The organism is Halocatena halophila, assembly GCA_027563145.1.
Lineage (GTDB): Archaea > Halobacteriota > Halobacteria > Halobacteriales > Haloarculaceae > Halocatena > Halocatena halophila.
Map to the genome: position 1 here is coordinate 309,302 of CP071306.1, position 19,165 is coordinate 328,466.

Here is a 19,165-nt window from a genome sequence, read left to right on the forward strand (position 1 = left end):
AGTACTTGGAATGTCCCAACCCACGGTTTAGGAACCTCGCCAACGTATCTTCACTATGCGTGAATTCGTTTTCACTATTGATTACGAGGAGGGGATTGATCCGGGAATGGATCTGTTCATTTCTCATTCCAACCTGCATGCACGGACGATGGCCATTCAGGCCACGACTGATTCGATGTGGCGACTCGATCGGATTACCGGCTCATCGTCAGCCCTCGACGCGTACGATGCGTACCATTCCAACATGGACGGAGATGACGGCTCCGATGGCGTTTGTGGCGATGTTGTCCGTGAGCACACGTCTGAAATCCTCGCGAAATCGCAGACCAGTCGCCTCGTCTACACCTATCGGAAGGTGGCAGACCCAGGCCGTTCGATTCCGTATCTGGCTGCAAAATATATCGGTGACGGTCTGTTAATGCACGCCGAACGGAGAGGCCAGCAGTATCGCTGGCGCTTTCTTCTTGACGATGAAACAGCCGTGGGACCGATGTACGACACCGTGAGCGAAGCGCTACCGGACGGCCTTTCGCTTCGTGTTCAGCGATTGAGTGAACCCGAATGCTGGATCGATAAGGGAATCGAAACCCCCCAGGAGGGCCTCGCACCCAAACAGCAAGCCGCACTTGAAGCCGCGGTCGAACACGGGTATTACCAGACGCCACGAGAACACACCGCCCAGGAGCTATCGGAGAAACTCGACATACCGAACTCCACGCTCCAGTACCGTCTCTCCCGGGCAGAAGCGTGGCTGGCCAACCGATTCGTCTCCAACGCCCTGGGGGCCGAACCCGAAACGCAACCTGAGGATGTTGAGGTTACGTTGTAACTGAAAGTGGAGTTTCGAAGGCGCATCACATGGCGGATTTCGTGAACGACGAAAAGCTGTCGAGTCGCCGATCAGCGCAGCCACCCGAACAGTTGGTAGTCGTGATCTGGGGTGTACCGACGGAAGAGCAGGCTGTTCGACAGCACCGACACGCTCGAAAACGCCATCGCGCCGGCGGCAAGCACTGGCTGGAGCAGCCCGAGCGAAGCAAGCGGAATCATTGCCGTGTTGTATCCAAGTGCCCACACGAGATTCTGCTTGATCTTCTCGAGCGTTGCTTCCGAGATGCGAATCGTTTTTACGACATCCAGCGGGTCATCTCGCATCAGGGTGACATCAGCAGCTTCGATAGCGACATCTGTGCCCGAACCAATCGCCGTGCCGACGTGGGCGACCGCAAGTGCGGGCGCGTCATTGACGCCATCCCCGACCATCATCGCCGTTCGGCCGTCGTCCTGAATGGAGTCGACGGCGGCCGATTTGTCCTCGGGAAGGACCGACGCGCGCACATTCTCGGGATCGATCCCGACCTGCTCGGCCACGGCGCGAGCCGTCCGTTCGTTGTCACCGGTGATCATCATCACGTCGACGTTGCGTCCCTGCAGCTGGCGCACGGCTTCTTTTGCCTGTGCTTTGACCGTATCAGCGTCAGCAACCACGCCAACGAGCGTCCCGTCCTCGGCGACGAGCATCGCCGTCTTTCCCTCGTTTTCGAGGCGCTCCATCGTTTCTTTGGCGGGCGTGGGGTCAATGCCGTTGTCTCGGAGAAGCTTCCGGTTGCCAACGAACACCTGAGACCCACCGACGACGGCTTTGATCCCATGACCGGGAACATTCTCGAACTCGTCGGGAGCGGCCACGTCAACGCCACGATCCTGCGCTCCTTCAACGATTGCGCGTGCGAGCGGGTGTTCGCTCGCACTTTCTGCCCCTGCTGCGAGTTCGAGTACGTGCTCCTCGGTGGGTTGCTCACGCGCAGTGAGCTGGCCGCCATCGGTCGCGTGATTTGCTCTGACGGGCTGGCCATCATCACTAAAGACGACAACATCGGTCAGCTCCATTGCACCCTTTGTGAGCGTCCCGGTTTTATCGAAGACGACGGTGTCGACATCCTTCGCCCGTTCGAGAACGTCACCACCCTTGAACAGAACGCCGTTCTGTGCGCCGAGCGTCGTTCCAACCATCGTTGCGGCGGGCGTCGCAAGCCCCAGCGCACAGGGACAGGCAATCAACACAGCGGATGCGAACACGATGATCGCGAACTCGAAGATCGAAACGCCTCCAGCAGCGATTGGTCCCCCCGCGACGAGACCCCAGAGTGGGAGTGTTTCAACGAAGCCCGCGAGTGCACCGGGAAACAGATACCAGATGATTCCCCAGAAAACGGCGTTCACTATCACTGCTGGGACGAAGTATGCGGAGATGCGATCGGCGAGGTTCTGGATGTCTGGCTGGCGGGCCTGTGCTTCTTTCACCGTGTGAACGATCTGCTGGAGCGCCGTGTCCGTACCAACGTTTGTCGCCTTGACGACAAGCACGCCGTTCTCGTTGATGGTCGAACCGACCACCTCATCGTCAGCCGACTTTTCGACGGGGACGGACTCGCCTGTCACCATCGATTCATCAACTGCCGACTGCCCATCAATAACGACACCGTCGGTTGGAATCTGCTCGCCAGGCCGGACCTTCATCCGGTCGCCAACCTCGACATCCTCGAGTGGAATCTCCGATTCGCTTCCATCTTCTGCAACGATCGTTGCGGTGTCTGCTTCCATCTCGAGGAGTTTTCGGAGCGCTTTGCCCGCTTGCCCCTTTGAGCGCGCCTCAAGGTAGTTGCCAAGCGTGATGAACACGAGGATGAATGCCGCCGTGTCGAAGTACAGTCCGCCGGCGATCAGCCCGAGTAAGACCGCCACGGAGTAGACGTACGCAGTCGTCGACCCCAGGGCGATCAGCACGTCCATGTTGGCACGGCCGTTTCTGAGTAGCGCTTTGTAGGAGTTCGTATAGAACGGCTTGCCAAGTACCAGCTGAACGGGCGTCGCCAGCGCGAATGCGATCCATCCTGGCGGGAGGCCAAAGAGCGTATCGCCGATGAGTCCGAGTCCAAACAGATGATCGGCCATGAACACCACCAGGGGCAGAGACAGCACCGCACCGAACAGCGTCAGCCGAAGTTGTCGACTGATCGCGTTGTTGCGAGCATCCGCCCGGGAATTATCGCCTGCGTCATCGCTGTCGGTCTTACGCTCTCGAACTGGCGTGTATCCAGCGTTCTCAATCGCTTCATAGCAGTCCGTGACGGTCGCTTGTGCTGGATTGTACGTAATCTGTGCCTCCTCGGTTGCAACGTTGACATCAGCGGCAATGACGCCAGGAGTTTGACCGAGTGCGTCCTGGATCGTCTCCGAACAGTTCGCACACGACATATCGGTGATCGCAATCGTCACCGAGTCAGTCACTGGCGTGTAGCCAGCTTGAGCGACCGCATCGAATATTTCGCCGAGTGAGACGGCCGAGGGATCGTACACAACCGACCCCTCGTCGGTGGCGAAGTTGATATTCGCCTCCGAGACGCCGTCCAGGGAGTCGACAGCATCGGCGATGGTTTGCGAGCAGTTCGCACAACTCATCCCCTGAATGTTGAGGTGGCTTGTTTGCTGACTCATTATCTGTACATACGGGTCCCGTATTCAGTGCACTTTCCCTTTGGGATATTAGGAATTCAACACTTTCTACTTTTAATTACTAGGACACACTCGGTGAACACCCTTTCGGTCGGATGTGGTTGGGCCAGATAATTTCGTTCCCATAATCTTCCCCTGGATTTATCTACCCGTTGGTCTCGAGTGCAGCCATGAATCGTTACGATTCATTCGGTTGGGGGTGGCGATGGGGGAGTTCAAAAGCGTATTCAACTAATCGGCAGTGCGGAGTCCCCTTTCTCAAGGAGCGGGTAGGAAAGGGTAGTTTACGCGTTTGCGCTGAACTGATCATACTGTGTTTTGAACTGCTCCAGACAGGAAGAACAACAGAGATAGTACAGATGTCCATCGACTTCGAGCGTCTCACCCTCTTCGCTCACCTCGTTTCCACACTGCGCACAGGTGACGGCGAGGTCGGTGCCCCTGACCTGTGGCGTCCAGTCGGCGCTCGTGAGAACGACGACCTCGTAATCGGTGATCGCGTTTTGGTCTGCAAAATCGAACGTGTCCGATAAGAACGTCCGAACCTCTGCTTTCTGGAGTCGGGACTGAAAGATAACGCGTGGATCAGCGGCTGTGAACACGTGTTCGACGCCGTCTGTACGCACGAGAATATCACGGATTGCTTCGACTCGCTCGGGACGAACAGAGAGCTCTACGAGAACGGGAATCCCTCCACGGAGCTTCGAACGGTCGAGATCACATGTGAATCGGCGGATGACTCCCATCTCCTGAAGTCGACTGACGCGGTCGGACACCGATGGCGAACTGAGATCGACGGCATCGGCGATTTCTCGATACGGTCGGCGTGCGTCCTCGCTCAACAGTCGAAGAATCTCGAAGTCGATTTCATCAAGTGTGCGCATGGCCATTGTAAGCGGTGACTGTAGATACCTTCTTCCCTTGAATCAAAAACCTGTGAGCGTTGATTGGCTAACTCTGTTAAGCGAGATTGTGGCTGTATCAGAGCTTCCGAATACTGCAGGGGTCCTCGCTCCAATTGGAATTCTTCGTTCACCAGCAGTCGGAATCATTCTTCTGGCGTTTTTGACCGTGATGGTCTCACTCAGTTCGCGTTCGGTCGCGCCACGGGAGCAGTGAGCATCTACGTCGGGTCGTCCCGAACGGCTGTCAAAGACGAAGTTTCGATGCGTCTTGGAAAGTGGGTGAGGCAGAACTAGGCTGTTCTGGACGATCCAGGTCGAGATCTACCTGAACATCACCCTGAGTTGCTAGCCTCGGTCAACTGATCGGGGGCGAATTTTCCATGGCGGACGATCGCTGAAAACGCCTCCGCTGACGGCGGACCAGCGATTTCGTAATCGTCTTTCTCGAACGCTGCGTTCACAAACCGACGGGCAACGAGGGCGTTGCGTCCATCGGCTCGTTCATCGATGTGCCATTGGGCCCGTTCAAGGAGCACTCCGGCCGTGGTTACGTCGAAACAACAGTCCGTTATGGTTTTGGCATACCACTGTGTTTCCTCCGGATCCTTCGTGGCGGCTGTCTGGAGCTTCGATTCGAGTACATCGCGTTCGTCCGCAACGATTCGCACAACAGGATCGAGCGAAGGGTGTTCCGCCGATTTGAGACAGTCGTCAATGCGCTCCAAAAGCGGTTCGTGGGCCGCATGTCGACCCATTGACCGGAGAACGTCGAGAGCCATGATGTTCGATGGACCTTCCCAGATCGGCAACACCTGTGCGTTTCGCAGCAATCTCGGATGGACGAACTCCTCAACGTAGCCGTTACCGCCTTTGATCTCCATCGCGTAGGAGGCACAATCAACGGCCATTCTGGCCGTTCGATACTTTGCGACGGGAATCACCAGGCGCATCAGCTGGTGGGCACGGTCATCGTCCTCACGGACGGTTCGATGAAACGCATCGACGGCTTCGAAAGTGAACGCGAGTGCAGCTTCGTGATCGATTACCATCTCCAGGAGATCTCGTCGCAACAACGGGTGCTCGTCGAGTCGGGCTCCAAATGCACGTCGGTTGGCCGCGTGGACCTTCGATTCGAGAAGTGATCGACCAATGGACGCACACGACGAGATCGCATTGTACAACCGTTCTGCGTTGAGCATTTCTGCCATCAATGTGAAGCCTTGCTCTGGTTCACCGAGGAGATGGGCTGTCGTTCCCTCAAAGACGATCTCACCCGTTGGGACGGATCGCGTACCCAGCTTGTCTTTGAGCCGACGAAGCTGGTAGGTTGGTGCTGGTTCGTCGTCTTCCTCGGGAGCGACGAGAAACAACGAGAGGCCTGCTGTGCCCTCGGGTGCGTCAGGACGGCGCGCCAGCGCAAGCGGAGCGCCTGCATCGAGATTCGAACAGAACCACTTCTCACCCCAGAGCTCGAACAACCCATCGGAGCGGCTGCTGGCAGTGAGTTCGTTCACCCCAACGTCGCTGCCACCCTGTCGTTCGGTGAGAAACATTGCTCCCGTCGCCATCTCATCATACTCACGTGCCGTCACCGCCTCGTAGACGTGGCGCAGCGTACCATCGTCGTATCGATCGAGCAACAGCGCAACGCCGCTGGTCATCGCAGCCGGACAGCCCAATCCCACGCTGGATGCATATTCCATGAGGTAAAACTGTCCGAAGTGATACGGAAATGAGACGGGTTCGTCGCGGCCGGGCGGTGCATTGTAGGCATCCGCGATCAGGCCGGCTTCGTAAACGAGCCGTTCGTTCTCGCGGTGTGCTGGATGATACGAAATTTCGTTGATCCGATTGCCGTGGCGATCAAATGCCCTGAGTTCTGGGGGGTTGTCCGCGACGATGTCCGCGTTGTCCACGACTGTGCTTCCGATCATCGAACCGAACGCTCGAAGCTTTGACTCACCCCACTCCAGTTCAGCTGCCGAACAGCGGCGCTGGAGTTCGTACTGGAGAGCACGATCGTGGCTGTAGTAGTTACAGTGCCGTCCACGCTCGAGTGACGAATAGTCGAATGGGGGTGACATATCTTAACGTGGCATACAATCTTAATAATTGTTCCTGTGAGAACTCTCGGAGTGGTTTCATTGCTCGCTATCGTTCGCATTCGAACATTGAATGACAGTAATGCCTTCAATTATCTGTAGTGAAGAAGTATGTTGGTCCTCCTGTAGCGTCGTATGGAACTGATCGATATGCAACCCACACAACACAAATCAGATCGACAACCACACCGAACGTCGTCGTTCGATTCGGAGGCAATGGACTGTCGCCTACGGAACGGCGAGCACGAGCGATACACGCAGAACGACGACAAGTGACATCCTCCCCGCCGTAAACAGAGAGGGACTCCGTCCCTCAGGCAGTCGGGCTACGCCCGACGACGCCGGGGCTTCCCGAGCATTGGGAATCCGGCTTGGCAGGTTTCAGTCCGAAAACGCCAAGAGCGTCATCTGTCCGGTTTTCGGACTCGTCTCTCGGTGGACTGTGGCGCTGTCACAGGCGTTCCCATCCTGTGGCGAGTCATCGTGTCCGGGTTCCCAACGGACACTCTCTTCCCATGGGTTAGCGCGACCGGCGATGTTCGCCGCTGCGTTGATGTCTGCTTGGAACTTCGAGACGTGGCAACCGTTGTGAGGGCACACAAACTCCGCTTGCTGATTCCGCCGACCGAGATGACCGCAGGCGTGGCAGGTCTTCGAGGTGTATGCCGCGTTGACGTACTTGACTCGAATACCCGCCTCGGTAGCTTTGTCTTCGATTCGGCCCTGTAGCCGAGCAAATGCCCATGCGTGAAGCCGCCGGTTCATGAACTTACCGTAGTCCAACCGCTCACGGATGTACGACAGATCTTCGAGAACGATAACCGGATTCTCGAAGGAACGGGCGTATTCGACGGCTTGCCGTGAGGCTTTCTCGACAATATCTGTCAGGGCGTTTTGGTAGTGGTCGAATCGTTCGTCCACGCGCCACTCGGCGGCGTCTCTCGACTGTAGCCGCCGGGGGTTGTGAACATCTCTTTGCGGAGGTGTCGCGCTCGAACACCAATTTGACTTCAATGAGTCCATCTCGTTCGTCGTCAACTGTGCAGACCAGACAGCAGTCGATTTCTACTGGGATAAACTCACAGCAGAGGGTGGCAGTACTGGGTAGTGTGGTTGGCTCACGGATAAATACGGCATCTCTTGGCAGATCGTTCCCACTGTCCTCTACGACCTTCTCGATACTGCCAACACCGATGGCAAAGAGCAGGTCACGAAAGCGATGCTCCAGATGGAGAAAATCGACATTTCAGCGCTCGAAGACGCATATTCTGGCGACGTTGATAGCAACTGAATCGACGCGCATCGACCGCCGATCAAGTCCGATCGATTTTCTTCTTTGATCCCGAAAGACATCGTATGAGCGACCGACTCGACGAGGTTGATAAACGGATTCTTTATCATCTAATGCGTGATGCACGCAACATCTCTGCTGCAAAAATCGCAGACGAGGTAAGCGTCTCGCCAGGAACCATCCGAAATCGAATCTCACAGCTCGAGGAGGCGGGCATACTCCGAGGCTATCATGCAATGATCGATTATCCACGTGCAGACGGTCGTTTGACAAATCTCTACCTCTGCACAAGTCCAGTTCCAGACCGAGATCGCCTCTCGAAACAAGCCGCAGAAATTCCCGGTGTGGTTGGAATCCGACAGCTCATGAAGGGGCAGAGGAATATACATATCACTGCTGTCGGAGATGACATGAGAGAGCTCAATCGAATTGCAAACGACCTTTCGATGCTGGGCCTCGAAATAGAGGAAGAAAACCTTCTCCAGGGCGAACAGCGGTTCCCGTATCACAAATTTGGGCCGGACGACACGCAAGACGGACACACAATAGCCGATTTCATGGAACTCTCTGGTGGTGCAGAAGTCGTCGAACTAACCGTCGATAGCGGTACTGACATTGCGGGATTGACACTCAGTGAGGCAAACAAAATGGGACTGCTTCAATCAGAAGATCTGGTCGTTTCTGTCGAACGGGATGATGAAATTCTAACGCCTAGGGGAGATACCACCATTCAGCCCGATGATCTTGTCACACTCTTCTGTCAGAATGGACTTAACGAAACCACTGTTGGCTCGTTCACAGCCCGTTAGTGACCTGGAGTGGTGGTGAATTTCCTCCGAACGATCCACCAGCTTGATTCACCGGAATATCAGGAATTCTGAATATATACTCCTGATTACTCCGGTTCAATTCATGAGATTTAAATTGCTATTCAGCAAACCGGAATAGCATGAGGATTCATCGTGGATCGATGGCTTATGATCTGGGCCGAATGCTTGAGGCCCTTTCCGTACTACTGTTTGCTTCGCTTCTCATTCCATTTGTCTGGCAAGAATGGTGGGCAATCCCGTCCCTGGTTTGTTCGGGGGTATTGCCATTGGGTCTGGGATATATTCTCACCCATCGGTTTGAGCATTCGGGTGATTCTGGGCGCTTACACGGAATGATGATCGCCGCTTCTGGTTGGTTTCTCGTTGCCCTGTTCGGCTCCTTACCCTTTTTTCTGCTCGCCTGGACAGCGCAGTTAGATCCGGGTCTTCTCGGCGTTCCACAGCGATATACAACTCCCGGAACCCAGGCGTTCGGTACGCTCGGTGTGTTCCGTCACCCAATTAACGGCGTCTTTGAAAGTATGAGTGGATTTACAGGAACTGGGTTGACGATGGCTGTTCACGAGAACACATTGCCACGGACGCTACAGTGGTGGCGTTCGTTCATTGAATGGGTGGGTGGGGTAGGAGTAATTGTGCTCACGACCGCGATTCTCGCTCGTCCGGGGAGTGGTTCGCTGACCCTGTATGAGAGTGAAGCGCGATCAGAGAAAATACATCCCAGTATTGTCACGACTGTTCGGACGATCTGGTGGATCTTTCTGTTGTTCACATTCTTCTCTATTCTTCTGCTGTGGCTTGCAGGAATGCCAATCTGGGATTCAATCAACCACGCCATGACAGGGCTTGCAACCGGTGGATTCTCAATTACTGATAGCTCTATCGGGACGTACAACAGCAGTATCATTGATTTTACGCTCATCCCAATCATGCTCCTGGGGAGCATCGCTTTCCCGGTACACTATTTGATCCTTCAAGGAGATCTCAAAAACTTCTATCGAGATCTACAAACTCGATGGGTGTTCATATTTTTCGGTACAGGAACGATCGTTCTTACCGCAGTGCTGTTTCGACAGGGCCTCTATCAAACGGCAACAGTGTCAATTGCAGGCGTTACACTCCATGGTACCCTAGCGACGCTCATCCAGTCATTTCGGTATGGACTGTTCCAGTTCGTATCAGCTGCCTCTTGTACCGGATTTCAGACCGCCAATTCGCTCGGGTCTGAATGGGCTCCACAGGCACAATTGACCGTTGCAGCTGGGATGGTGGTCGGAGCTGCTGCCGGATCGACTGTTGGTGGAATAAAGCTCATCCGACTGCTCACACTCCTGAAAGGGACACTCTTTCGGATACGTGGTATCTTCTACCCGTCATCTGCTATTCGTACCTTCCGTCTCGATGGCAGGGCGCTGTCTGGCACGGAGGCCTCTCAGGAGTTTGAGGAAGCTGCGATTATTACGGTTCTGTGGCTCGTATTTTTGGCCATTGCTGCGTTCGTATTGTTAGTTGTGCTTCCAATTGGATCGGGGACGGATGCATACACCGTCGAAAACGTTCTTTTTGAAGTTGCTTCTGCCCAGGGGAATGTGGGACTCTCAACAGGAATAACTGGACCATGGATGCCATCTGTCACCAAAGTACTATTCATCTTTAACATGTGGATCGGACGACTCGAAATTATACCTGTACTTGTGCTTCTTCGAAGTCTCTTCGTCTATCGAGGAGTGTATCACAGATGAGACTCGATTCGATTCCTGTACTCGGTCCTCTGTTTGGGGCAGGTGCCGACGACCACGTCTTTGATCTGCTGTTACTCTCCGGCCCTTTGATTATTTGTGTGATTGGATTCTTGCACCGATCTTTCGTTTCTTTTGTTCTCGCGCTTTCCTATGCAGCTGGGTTTGTCGCATATATTGGATATCGATATACCACAATGTCGTGAAAGAAAGGATTAGCGGCTGGCCGAGCATGATACGTGTATGTATGTCATCGTCGTCGGAGCAGGGGATATTGGAATTCAAGTGATTGATATCCTCGTAGAGGCCGAGAGCGATATTGTTGTCATTGAGAGTGATCAACACGTTGCTGAGCAAGTTAGCCAGCAGTACGACTGCCTCGTACTGAAGGCAGATGCAACGGTGAAAGAGACGCTCGTTGATGCTGGTGCTGACCGGGCTGATGCGATAATTACAACGACCGAAGTTGACGCTACGAATATGATGACGTTGATGATTGCTCAGGAGCTTGAGATTCCATCGTTAGTGTCTACTGTTCAAAATCCGGATCATATGAGTCTCTTCCGGAAGATTGGGGCGAATGCACTGCAGAATCCTCAGCAACTTATTGCAGAGTACCTGGTCCGAGCGGTACAACGTCCATCGATTAAGGACTTTATGCATCTCAAAGGTGACGCAGAAGTGTTCGAAATTTCAGTTTCGTCCGGTGCACCAATAGCAGAACTCACGATCGAAGAAGCAAACGAGCGGGGACTCATCGGTGATTCCCTACTGATCGTTGCGATTGAACGAGATGATGGCATATTAACACCACGCGGTGACACAGTCATCCAGGGTGATGATCTGGTAACCGTATTCTCGCGAGAAGGAGCTACGGCTTCGGTTGTAGAGGAATTCAGTGGATGAAAATTATCAGGGCATAGAAGAAGTGGTTGAGCTGCTCAGTCGACGGTGCCGAGAAATCGCCAATGAATATCTTCACCCCCTTCAGGACGCGGCTCGTATTCGATTCGATAGAGTGACTCTTGAGTTTCTGCATCGTCAGTCCGTTCAACTACCACAACAAGAACGTGCTTTTGCGACGACTCGTTGATTTCAAACGACAGAATCTCTGAGCGCTCTTCAAGTTTCTTTCTGACGACCGCTTCGAAGTCGTCATCTGGTTCATCACCTGGAGCAGGCATAGGATAAATATTATAACTTGCTTGTGCTTAATTCTGTGCGGAAGGGCTCAATATATACTGGGAACTCGTAACCAGATCTGAACAATGAGTCGTGAAATCTAATAGAGTGGCTATCGATTGTCACCTCCTGTTGAGCTTCGATCCGCATAGGTTACTATGTATATTAAGATCTCAATTATTCCGTAAACAGTCGGTATACGTCCTCTATCGTCCGAAAAGCGTATAATTTACACGTCCCGAAATGGGGATATGGCTAATAACTCGAACCGGCGAAATTTTCTGCGTGGGGTAACGCTTGCTGGGATTGCCTCGCTCGCCGGGTGTTCTTCGATCCTTGAGGACTCCGATTCGGAGCCAACCACTCCAGGGACGGGGACAGGGACTGACGACGGTGGCAACCGTCCAGAAAGCACCTCGATCGATACGTTTGAGGACGTCTCGAACTGGTCGGTCCAGGAAGGGAAGCTCCGGACGACCACGGAACAAGAAGCATTTGAAGGCTCTCAATCGATCGTTCTCGAACCCAAAGAAGATTCGAACCAACCAATTGCGAAGATCTCTCGCTCGTTCGGCTCTGAGCCACTGGATCTGAGCAATCGGGATCTCTCGCTCGTCGCGAAGGTTGCAGAGCCAGACGACGTGCGCATACGCGCAGAGGTCGTCGCACCCGCCCACAGTTCGATGCTCACTGCTGTTCGATACATTCCCCTCGAACTCGACGACTGGGTCCGATTCGATCTGGGCTATACTGAGCAAAACGGCGATCCCGTGATGAACACCGTTTCGGCAATCAATCTGCAGATCGGACCGATGACCGAAGAGGAATCGTTCTCCGTGTCGTTCGATGATCTACGATCGTACCCGAAGGCAAAGCGCGGCGCCGTGATGATTCAGTTCGATGATGGTCACCGTAGTGCGTACGAGGAGGCGTTCGGGATCTTACAAGAGTTCGACATGCCCGCGTCCGTGGCCGTGATTCCGGACGCTGTGGGCGCGAGCGATCGCGTGACTGAAGCGATGATGACGGAGATGGCAAACGCCGGGTGGAATATGATCGGCCACGCCAGCGAACTCCTTCCAGAGCATTCGCCCGAAGAGCAAAAACGGATTCTCGAACAGACCCAGCAGTATCTTCGCTCGAAAGGACACGACGCGGGCGCAAATCACTTCGTCGCACCGTACAGCCGGGTCGATGCCAGTGCGCTCAAACACATCGCAGAGCTGTTCACGACGGGCTATCTGTTCGGTGCTAGCCCGAACAACGCAGCACAGCCCAGCAATCCGGCGTTTCTCTCCAGAGTCCAGGGAGGCTCGATCGAGGGGACAAAACAGATCGTCGATATGGCTGAAGCACAACATCAGCTCGCCGTGATCTCATACCACGAGATCGGTGGTGATGCGGTTTCTGTCTCGGATCTCCGTGAGATCATCGAGTATATCGATTCGAAAGAAGTCGACGTGATCAAACCCACGCAGTTCGCATCCAGCGCAACGCTGTAATCATCTGCGCCATGTTGGCGTGATTTTTGCTGCTATCTACGTTTCTATGGTATTTGTCTATGTGTTGATTTCGCGCTTACTCGAGTGATTACCACAAGATTCTCACAACCATGGCCCCTGCGATCGTCGGGTACAGTTACAATTATTACCCCTTTTGTGATGTTCTGTCAGTACTCGCCGTAATGAATGAGTACAACCCACACGGTTCGTTTATCTCACTCGTTACGAGTGAGTTATGAACACAGTCGAACGCTGGAAACAGAACAAACATCCTCTTGACGTGATCGACGACGTGCACGAATACGCACGGATGGGCGCAACGTTCGAGGAAATCGAGGCGGCCGGGGGAGCCGGGGAGTTCGAGCGGCTGAAGTGGGCTGGATTGTACACCCACGGGACCCATACGGATTATTTCATGCTCAGAACGAAAGTTCCAGGGGGCCATCTCACCCCGGAGCAGGCAGCCGTGATCGGCGAGGTCGCAACGGAGTTTGCCACGGCACCACCCGAACACGGTGGCGACTCGCAGAATCCCGAGTGGGGCGATGGCTACCTCGACATCACGACTCGCCAGGACGTCCAGATGCACTGGATCGAAATCGAGGACATTCCGAAAATCTGGGAGCGCTACGACGAGGTCGGGTTAACGACAGTTCAGGGCTGTGGTGATGGCGCACGCAACGTGCTTGGCTGTCCGGCTGCCGGCTTAGACGACCACGAGTGTTTTGACGCACAGCCCGTTGTCGATGCCGTTTCATCGTACTTCACGGGGAATCGGGAGTATGCGAATCTCCCTCGAAAGTTCAAACTGACGATCACCGGTTGTCGCCACGACTGTGGGCAGTCACAGATCAATGACGTGGGCCTGACGCCTGCAAGACGCCAGGTTGATGGTGAGCTGACATACGGCTTTCACGTAAAAGTTGGTGGCGGGCTCTCCGATGGACCACGAATGGCCACAGCGCTCGACGTGTTCGTTCCACCAGGTGACGCAGTAGAGTTCTGTCGGGCCGTCGCACAGACGTTCAAAGAGCTCGGCGATCGGCACAACAGGGGCGTCTGTCGAATGCGATATCTCGTCGAACAGCTCGGTCCTGAAGCGTTCGAAACGGCCGTTCGCGACCGGTGTTCAGTGGCACTCCCCAGCCGTGGGACCGACTGCACCGAGGGATACGTTGGAGACCACGTTGGCGTGCACGACCAGCAGACTGCAGGGCTCACGTATGTCGGCTGTAACGTGATTGCTGGACGCATGGGTGGTGCGGAGTTCGTGGACGCGGCGCGTGCCACAGAGCGCTACGGAACCGACGACGCGTCCGTCCGACTGGCAACCGATCAAAACTTCCTTCTCACGCATATCCAGGACGACCATCTCGACGAGTTGCTGTCCGAACCGTTCGTGCAAAAATACTCCCCGAATCCCGGTCCGTTTAGCCGTGGGGCGATCGGCTGTACGGGAAGTGAGTTCTGTAACTACGGCATCGTCGAGACGAAGCGCCGAATCAGCCGCTGGGCCCGCACGCTCGATGATGCGATACCGCTTCCCGACGATCTCGATGTGGTACGGCTCCATCTCAGTGGCTGTTCTGCCTCCTGTGCACAGCCCCAGATCGCAGACATCGGCTTTCGGGGTGAAACGGTCGCCATTGGTGGTGCTGATGGGACAGAGCTGACTGAAGGCGTTGATATTGGCCTCGGCGGGAGTCTCGGCACAGACAATGCGTTTTTGGACTGGATTGAGACGGCCGTTCCGGCAACGAGCGTGGTTCCGGCGCTCCAGGAGCTGTTTGCCGTGTTCACCACAGAGCGGGAGGCGGATGAACGCCTGTTTGAATGGTGTCGGAGAACGGATAACGATCGACTCCGGTCGATCCTTCGGCGGGCGGATGCGCCGGTCGCTGCGGGGGTGGCCAATGAGTAGCGAGCACACTGAATCCGATGGTGAAACGCCAACCAATGTAGCGAGCGATGGATCGCTCCGGGATCTCTCGTTCACCGAACCGTCGGCCGGTCGGAGCCAGAACGTCGAATCAACTGATCCGACCGTTCGTCCGGGAGTCCCAGACGGCATCACCCTGGAGACCCCGGACTACTCGATCCGAAGCGAGATGAACGACATCGAGACGCCCGACGAGAAAACCTGGTTCATGGAACTCGACGAGGCCGTCATTCAGGACGGTCGCTGTATTCAGTGTGGGACCTGTGTCGCTTCCTGTCCGTCCGATTCGATCGGCATCGGCGAGGACGGACTGCCCGAACTGGTGAAGATGTGTACTGGGTGTTCGCTCTGCTGGGATTTCTGTCCGCGAGGAGGACTACGCTATGAACGTCAGTGGAAGCTCACCGGTGGAGAAAACAACGTTTCCGGCGCTGGCGATCCAATCACGGAGTTTTCTGCAACGGTCACAGAAGACTGGCGTTCGAATGCACAGGACGGCGGTGTCGTGACCAGCATTCTGGTCCATCTCCTGGAGGCCGGCGAAATTGACGGCGCGCTGATCGCCACGGAGTCGGACGACGACCCCTGGAAAGCACAATCGACGCTCGCAACCTCGAAAGCAGAGCTAATCGAGAATGCTGGCAGTTTCTACAATCAGACGATGGCGCTCGGGAATCTCGATCTCGATCCCGATGCGATTGACGGCAAATCTCCCGACGAGTGGTCGCTCGCGCTCGTCGGGACCCCCTGTGAGATCGAAGGAATTCGAGCGCTCCAGGATTTTGGCTGGGAGTATCAGTCACACGAGGCCGGCGTTCGCGCGATCGAGTACACGATCGCGTTGATGTGCACGAAAAATTTCAACTATCAGCGGTTGATCGGCGACCAACTCGAAGCAAAGCGCGGTATCGATCTCTCGGCCGTCGAGAAACTCGACGTGTTACACGGCAAGCTGATGGTCTATGGCGAACACGGTGAGATGATCCTCGAAGAGGATATTGAGGAGTTTCACGACGCCGCGCTCAAGGGCTGTGATGAGTGTGCGGATTTCACCGGCTACTGTGCCGATCTCACGGTCGGATCAGTTGGCTCAAGCGAGGAGTATTCGAGCGTCATCGTTCGAACGGAACAGGGAATGGAAGCCTTCGAGCTGACAGCGCCAGATCTCGAGTTTCACGACCTGGAGGACCGATCGGCGATCGGCCGGTTGCAGGGATGGGATAAAAAGCAGGCGTTCGAGTCGCTTGAGCGGCCGTTCGATCCCGATGCGCCAAGATTTATCGACTACACCGACCACGCCGAGCAGTACGGTACAGCCATCAATCCACACGAAAGCGATCACTGATGTTGGTATCAAGACAGCATCCAGTGGTAACCGCAATGCTTAACCCTCAGTTGACGTTCATAGCCATCAATGGCAGGGGGACTTTTCGGAATTAATCAAATTGCAATTGATGGAGTGGTAGAGAGTTTACAGAATGAGGTTTTGGCCGGGGTGACGACTGCCGGACAGTTTTTGATCGGCTTTGTACTGGTGTATTTCGTCGCCAAGCGGCTGATCAAACCGGGTCTCAAGCGAGTACTCCAAACCCGACAGGTCAATCCAACAGTCGTTAGTCTGACGATGAGTGTTTCAGAAGCCGTATCGGTCGTCGTGGCGGTTGCGGCGGCATCGACACTCGCCGGCTTCGGTGTCGTGATGTCGGCATTCGCGACGCTTTCGAGTGCGATTGCGCTGGCAGTCGGCTTTGCCGCGCAGGATCTCATCGGTAACTTCGTCTCCGGCGTGTTCATCCTCCGCGATGAGCCGTTCCACGTCGGTGACTGGATCGAATGGGACGGAATGAAAGGCGTCGTTCGGGAGGTCGAGCTTCGAACGACGAAAATCGAGACGTTCGACAACGAGCTCATCACGGTTCCGAACCAGGAGCTGGCGAACAATCCGGTCGTCAATCCGGTCGCCAACGACGAGCTCCGGATCAGCTTCATGTTCGGGATCAGTTACGATGACGACATCGAGCAGGCAAAGCAGGTCATCCTCGCTGGCGCACAAAAGACACCCGGCGTGAGTAATACACCCGAACCGGCCGTGCGCCTCACCGAGCTTGGTGATTCCTACGTGGGGCTAGTTGGCACCGCCTGGATCGATAACCCAACGCACTCGGAGTACGTCAGGGTTCGGTCGGATTTCGTCCAGCGCGTCAAAGAGGGATTCGACGCCGAAGGCATCTCGATCCCGTACCCGTTCACGGAAGTTACCGGCGAGCTTTCGATCGAAGAGACGCAGGCACCGGCCGTCTCCAGCGGTCGCGACCCCACAGTCAACGACTGATTACGTCTTCTTTTTGAGCACGGTGCTGTCGAGCGCTGTCACGTCTGTGATGCCAGCGTTTGCCAGCGTCAGATCGAACTCGGCCAGAATATTCCGACAGACGGCTTCGACGCCATCACTGCCGGCAAGTGCGAGTCCGTAGCAGTATGGCCGTCCCAGACCGACGACATCGGCCCCAAGCGCGAGTGCAATCGCAATGTCGCTTCCGGATCTGATTCCACTGTCGAACCAGATGGTTGCGTGATCTCCAATCGCATCGACGATCGGCTCAAGCGCTTCCAGTGCGGGAACTGCTCGGTCAAGCTGTCGCCCACCGTGATTCGAGACGACAACACCATCCGCACCGCAGTCGATCGCTCTGCGAGCGTCGTCGGGATGGCAGATCCCTTTGAACACCACCGGCAGTTCCGTTTGCGAGCGGATCGTTTCTAGATCGTCCCACGTCACCGTTGGATCGCCAAAGACGGTAAGAAACTCCTGGATCGCCGCCATCTCGTTCGTTTCCGGATCACAGCCCAGTCGGTCTCGAAACGCAGGGTCGGTAGTGAAGTTGGCAATCCCTTCGCCGTCGAGAAACGGGAGATAGCCCCGCTTGAGATCACGCTCGCGCCAGCCCAGGATCGGAACGTCGAGCGTGATGATAATCCCTCCACACCCTGCGGCCTGTGCACGTTCAAGCAGGCTCTCGGTGATCGCGGGATCGCTGGAATAATAGAGCTGAAACCACCACGATCCCGGTTCGAGGACGTTGCCAACGCGTTCGAGTGGGACGGAGCTGACAGAGCTCACACAGAGGGGAATATCGAGCGAATTTGTGGCGCGCGCAGTCGCGAGCACACCGTCGTCGTGAATGATTGACTGGACGCCGACTGGCGCGAGCGCAACCGGAAACGGCCACTGTTTGTCGAACGGCGTGACTGACAGCGACCGGTTGGCCACGTCGCGCCCGAGCCGTGGGACGATCTGGTAGCCTTCGAACGCGTCTCGATTTGCGGCCATTGTGGATTCGCTCCCAGCGCCGCCGGCAAGATAACCACGCACAGCGGGCTCTAGCGTTTCGAGTGCTTCATCGCGAAGGTCGGGATACTGAACGGGAATTTCCGGGGGCTGACCTGTGACCATGCCGTTGGCGTAAATCTCCTGCTGGCGGTGTTCGCCAACTGGCTCGCTTTCGTTCTCAGTCGTCATCGGGAAGCAGTGCCGTCAGCTGACCCATGGTTCCTGCAAGCTGGGTCCCCTTCTGAATCGGGCCTTCGAGCTGGTAGCGCTGTTGCATGAATCCCTGAATCGGATCGGTCGAACCGGTGATTATCCCGACCAGCTCGTCTGCTGGGCCGGTGATCGACAGATCCGGCTCCGCAAGAAGGTCGGTTCCACCAGTGATCGTCTGCGAGGACCCATCAAGCTCGAGATGTCCGGTCATTGGCGCGTCATCGGCCTGGAAATTAACGCTGATATCGTCCGTGATGGAGGATTGAACGTCAGGGCTTGCCCGGACGAGCAGCTCCATGCCGGTCCAGAGCAGCGCCTGGAACTGCTCGACCGTCTCTGGCTGTTCGTTCGCAAGCGTCCCCACGTCGATGGCATCCATTCGCTGGGTGACCCGAGCGAACAAGGCGGGCTGTTCGAGCATGAGCTGTTCTGTTTGGCCTTCGAGTTCATCGAGTACGTCCGGGAGTTTCTCTGCGAGTTCGTCGTCGGAGAGCTCTAGCGCAGCCTCGATCTTCCCAATGGGATCTGTCGTCATGAAAGCTGCATACTACCAACAACTGAGAGAAATTAGTCGTTCAGCCGCCCATTGATGGTGGTTTATGCCAGAATTCGGCC

Annotated in this window: 17 protein-coding genes and 1 pseudogene; 11 read left to right on the forward strand and 7 right to left on the reverse strand. The window is 55.6% G+C overall.

The features are described from left to right. Nucleotides 1–55: 55 nt before the first annotated feature. Entirely contained in the window at nucleotides 56–829 is a 774-nt protein-coding gene (locus JXQ78_RS01560; protein WP_330631722.1) for a helix-turn-helix domain-containing protein, read from the forward strand. A 71-nt stretch (nucleotides 830–900) separates the two neighbouring features. Here JXQ78_RS01560 and JXQ78_RS01565 read toward each other — a convergent pair whose 3' ends face one another. Continuing rightward, a complete protein-coding gene (locus JXQ78_RS01565; protein ID WP_330631723.1) occupies nucleotides 901–3,498 on the reverse strand; it encodes a heavy metal translocating P-type ATPase in 2,598 nt (865 codons plus the stop codon). A gap of 302 nt (nucleotides 3,499–3,800) precedes the next feature. Next, on the reverse strand, nucleotides 3,801–4,400 hold the full coding sequence (locus JXQ78_RS01570; RefSeq protein WP_330631724.1) for a winged helix-turn-helix transcriptional regulator: 600 nt from the start codon (nucleotides 4,398–4,400) through the stop codon (nucleotides 3,801–3,803). Between the two features lie 88 nt (nucleotides 4,401–4,488). Here JXQ78_RS01570 and JXQ78_RS01575 point away from each other — a divergent pair, with 88 nt between their 5' ends. After that, nucleotides 4,489–4,635, forward strand: coding sequence for a hypothetical protein (locus JXQ78_RS01575; RefSeq protein ID WP_330631725.1), 147 nt, complete (start codon nucleotides 4,489–4,491; stop codon nucleotides 4,633–4,635). A gap of 118 nt (nucleotides 4,636–4,753) precedes the next feature. Here the strand turns inward: JXQ78_RS01575 and JXQ78_RS01580 are convergent, their stop codons facing one another. Then, on the reverse strand, nucleotides 4,754–6,505 hold the full coding sequence (locus JXQ78_RS01580; RefSeq protein ID WP_330631726.1) for an acyl-CoA dehydrogenase family protein: 1,752 nt from the start codon (nucleotides 6,503–6,505) through the stop codon (nucleotides 4,754–4,756). Between the two features lie 153 nt (nucleotides 6,506–6,658). Here JXQ78_RS01580 and JXQ78_RS01585 point away from each other — a divergent pair, with 153 nt between their 5' ends. Further along, on the forward strand, nucleotides 6,659–6,799 hold the full coding sequence (locus JXQ78_RS01585) for a hypothetical protein (RefSeq protein ID WP_330631727.1): 141 nt from the start codon (nucleotides 6,659–6,661) through the stop codon (nucleotides 6,797–6,799). A 105-nt stretch (nucleotides 6,800–6,904) separates the two neighbouring features. Here JXQ78_RS01585 and JXQ78_RS01590 read toward each other — a convergent pair. Further along, nucleotides 6,905–7,524 (reverse strand): annotated as a pseudogene (locus tag JXQ78_RS01590) (RNA-guided endonuclease TnpB family protein); the annotation flags it as partial. A gap of 20 nt (nucleotides 7,525–7,544) precedes the next feature. Here JXQ78_RS01590 and JXQ78_RS19005 point away from each other — a divergent pair. From JXQ78_RS19005 to JXQ78_RS01605, 4 genes are all read left to right on the forward strand, one after another. Beyond that, complete coding sequence (locus JXQ78_RS19005; RefSeq protein WP_407934052.1) at nucleotides 7,545–7,631, forward strand: hypothetical protein; 87 nt, start codon at nucleotides 7,545–7,547, stop codon at nucleotides 7,629–7,631. A 248-nt stretch (nucleotides 7,632–7,879) separates the two neighbouring features. Further along, nucleotides 7,880–8,623, forward strand: coding sequence for a winged helix-turn-helix transcriptional regulator (locus JXQ78_RS01595; RefSeq protein WP_330631728.1), 744 nt, complete (start codon nucleotides 7,880–7,882; stop codon nucleotides 8,621–8,623). Between the two features lie 161 nt (nucleotides 8,624–8,784). Further along, nucleotides 8,785–10,386 (forward strand): TrkH family potassium uptake protein, encoded by a 1,602-nt coding sequence (locus tag JXQ78_RS01600; protein WP_330631729.1) that lies wholly within the window; start codon nucleotides 8,785–8,787, stop codon nucleotides 10,384–10,386. 240 nt (nucleotides 10,387–10,626) lie between these two features. After that, nucleotides 10,627–11,289 (forward strand): potassium channel family protein, encoded by a 663-nt coding sequence (locus JXQ78_RS01605; protein WP_330631730.1) that lies wholly within the window; start codon nucleotides 10,627–10,629, stop codon nucleotides 11,287–11,289. Nucleotides 11,290–11,324: 35 nt separating this feature from the next. On the opposite strand, the gene JXQ78_RS01610 is transcribed toward JXQ78_RS01605, so the two are convergent. Further along, on the reverse strand, nucleotides 11,325–11,567 hold the full coding sequence (locus JXQ78_RS01610) for a hypothetical protein (RefSeq protein ID WP_330631731.1): 243 nt from the start codon (nucleotides 11,565–11,567) through the stop codon (nucleotides 11,325–11,327). Nucleotides 11,568–11,816: 249 nt separating this feature from the next. Here JXQ78_RS01610 and JXQ78_RS01615 point away from each other — a divergent pair, with 249 nt between their 5' ends. The 4 genes from JXQ78_RS01615 (at nucleotide 11,817) to JXQ78_RS01630 (ending at nucleotide 17,338) form a co-directional block, all read left to right on the forward strand. Next, nucleotides 11,817–13,067, forward strand: coding sequence for a polysaccharide deacetylase family protein (locus JXQ78_RS01615; RefSeq protein ID WP_330631732.1), 1,251 nt, complete (start codon nucleotides 11,817–11,819; stop codon nucleotides 13,065–13,067). Between the two features lie 235 nt (nucleotides 13,068–13,302). Next, nucleotides 13,303–14,988 carry a nitrite/sulfite reductase gene (locus JXQ78_RS01620; protein ID WP_330631733.1) on the forward strand — a complete coding sequence of 562 codons (1,686 nt, stop codon included), beginning with the start codon at nucleotides 13,303–13,305 and terminating at the stop codon, nucleotides 14,986–14,988. Next, the gene (locus tag JXQ78_RS01625) at nucleotides 14,981–16,351 is read left to right on the forward strand and encodes a Coenzyme F420 hydrogenase/dehydrogenase, beta subunit C-terminal domain (RefSeq protein WP_330631734.1); all 1,371 of its coding nucleotides are present in this window, start codon (nucleotides 14,981–14,983) and stop codon (nucleotides 16,349–16,351) included. Before JXQ78_RS01620 ends, JXQ78_RS01625 begins: the two co-directional genes overlap by 8 nt. A 69-nt stretch (nucleotides 16,352–16,420) precedes the next feature. After that, entirely contained in the window at nucleotides 16,421–17,338 is a 918-nt protein-coding gene (locus tag JXQ78_RS01630; protein WP_330631735.1) for a mechanosensitive ion channel family protein, read from the forward strand. Here JXQ78_RS01630 and JXQ78_RS01635 read toward each other — a convergent pair whose 3' ends face one another. Then, nucleotides 17,339–18,526 (reverse strand): alpha-hydroxy-acid oxidizing protein, encoded by a 1,188-nt coding sequence (locus JXQ78_RS01635; RefSeq protein ID WP_330631736.1) that lies wholly within the window; start codon nucleotides 18,524–18,526, stop codon nucleotides 17,339–17,341. Next, on the reverse strand, nucleotides 18,516–19,085 hold the full coding sequence (locus tag JXQ78_RS01640) for an SCP2 sterol-binding domain-containing protein (RefSeq protein WP_330631737.1): 570 nt from the start codon (nucleotides 19,083–19,085) through the stop codon (nucleotides 18,516–18,518). Before JXQ78_RS01640 ends, JXQ78_RS01635 begins: the two co-directional genes overlap by 11 nt. Nucleotides 19,086–19,165: the final 80 nt, after the last annotated feature.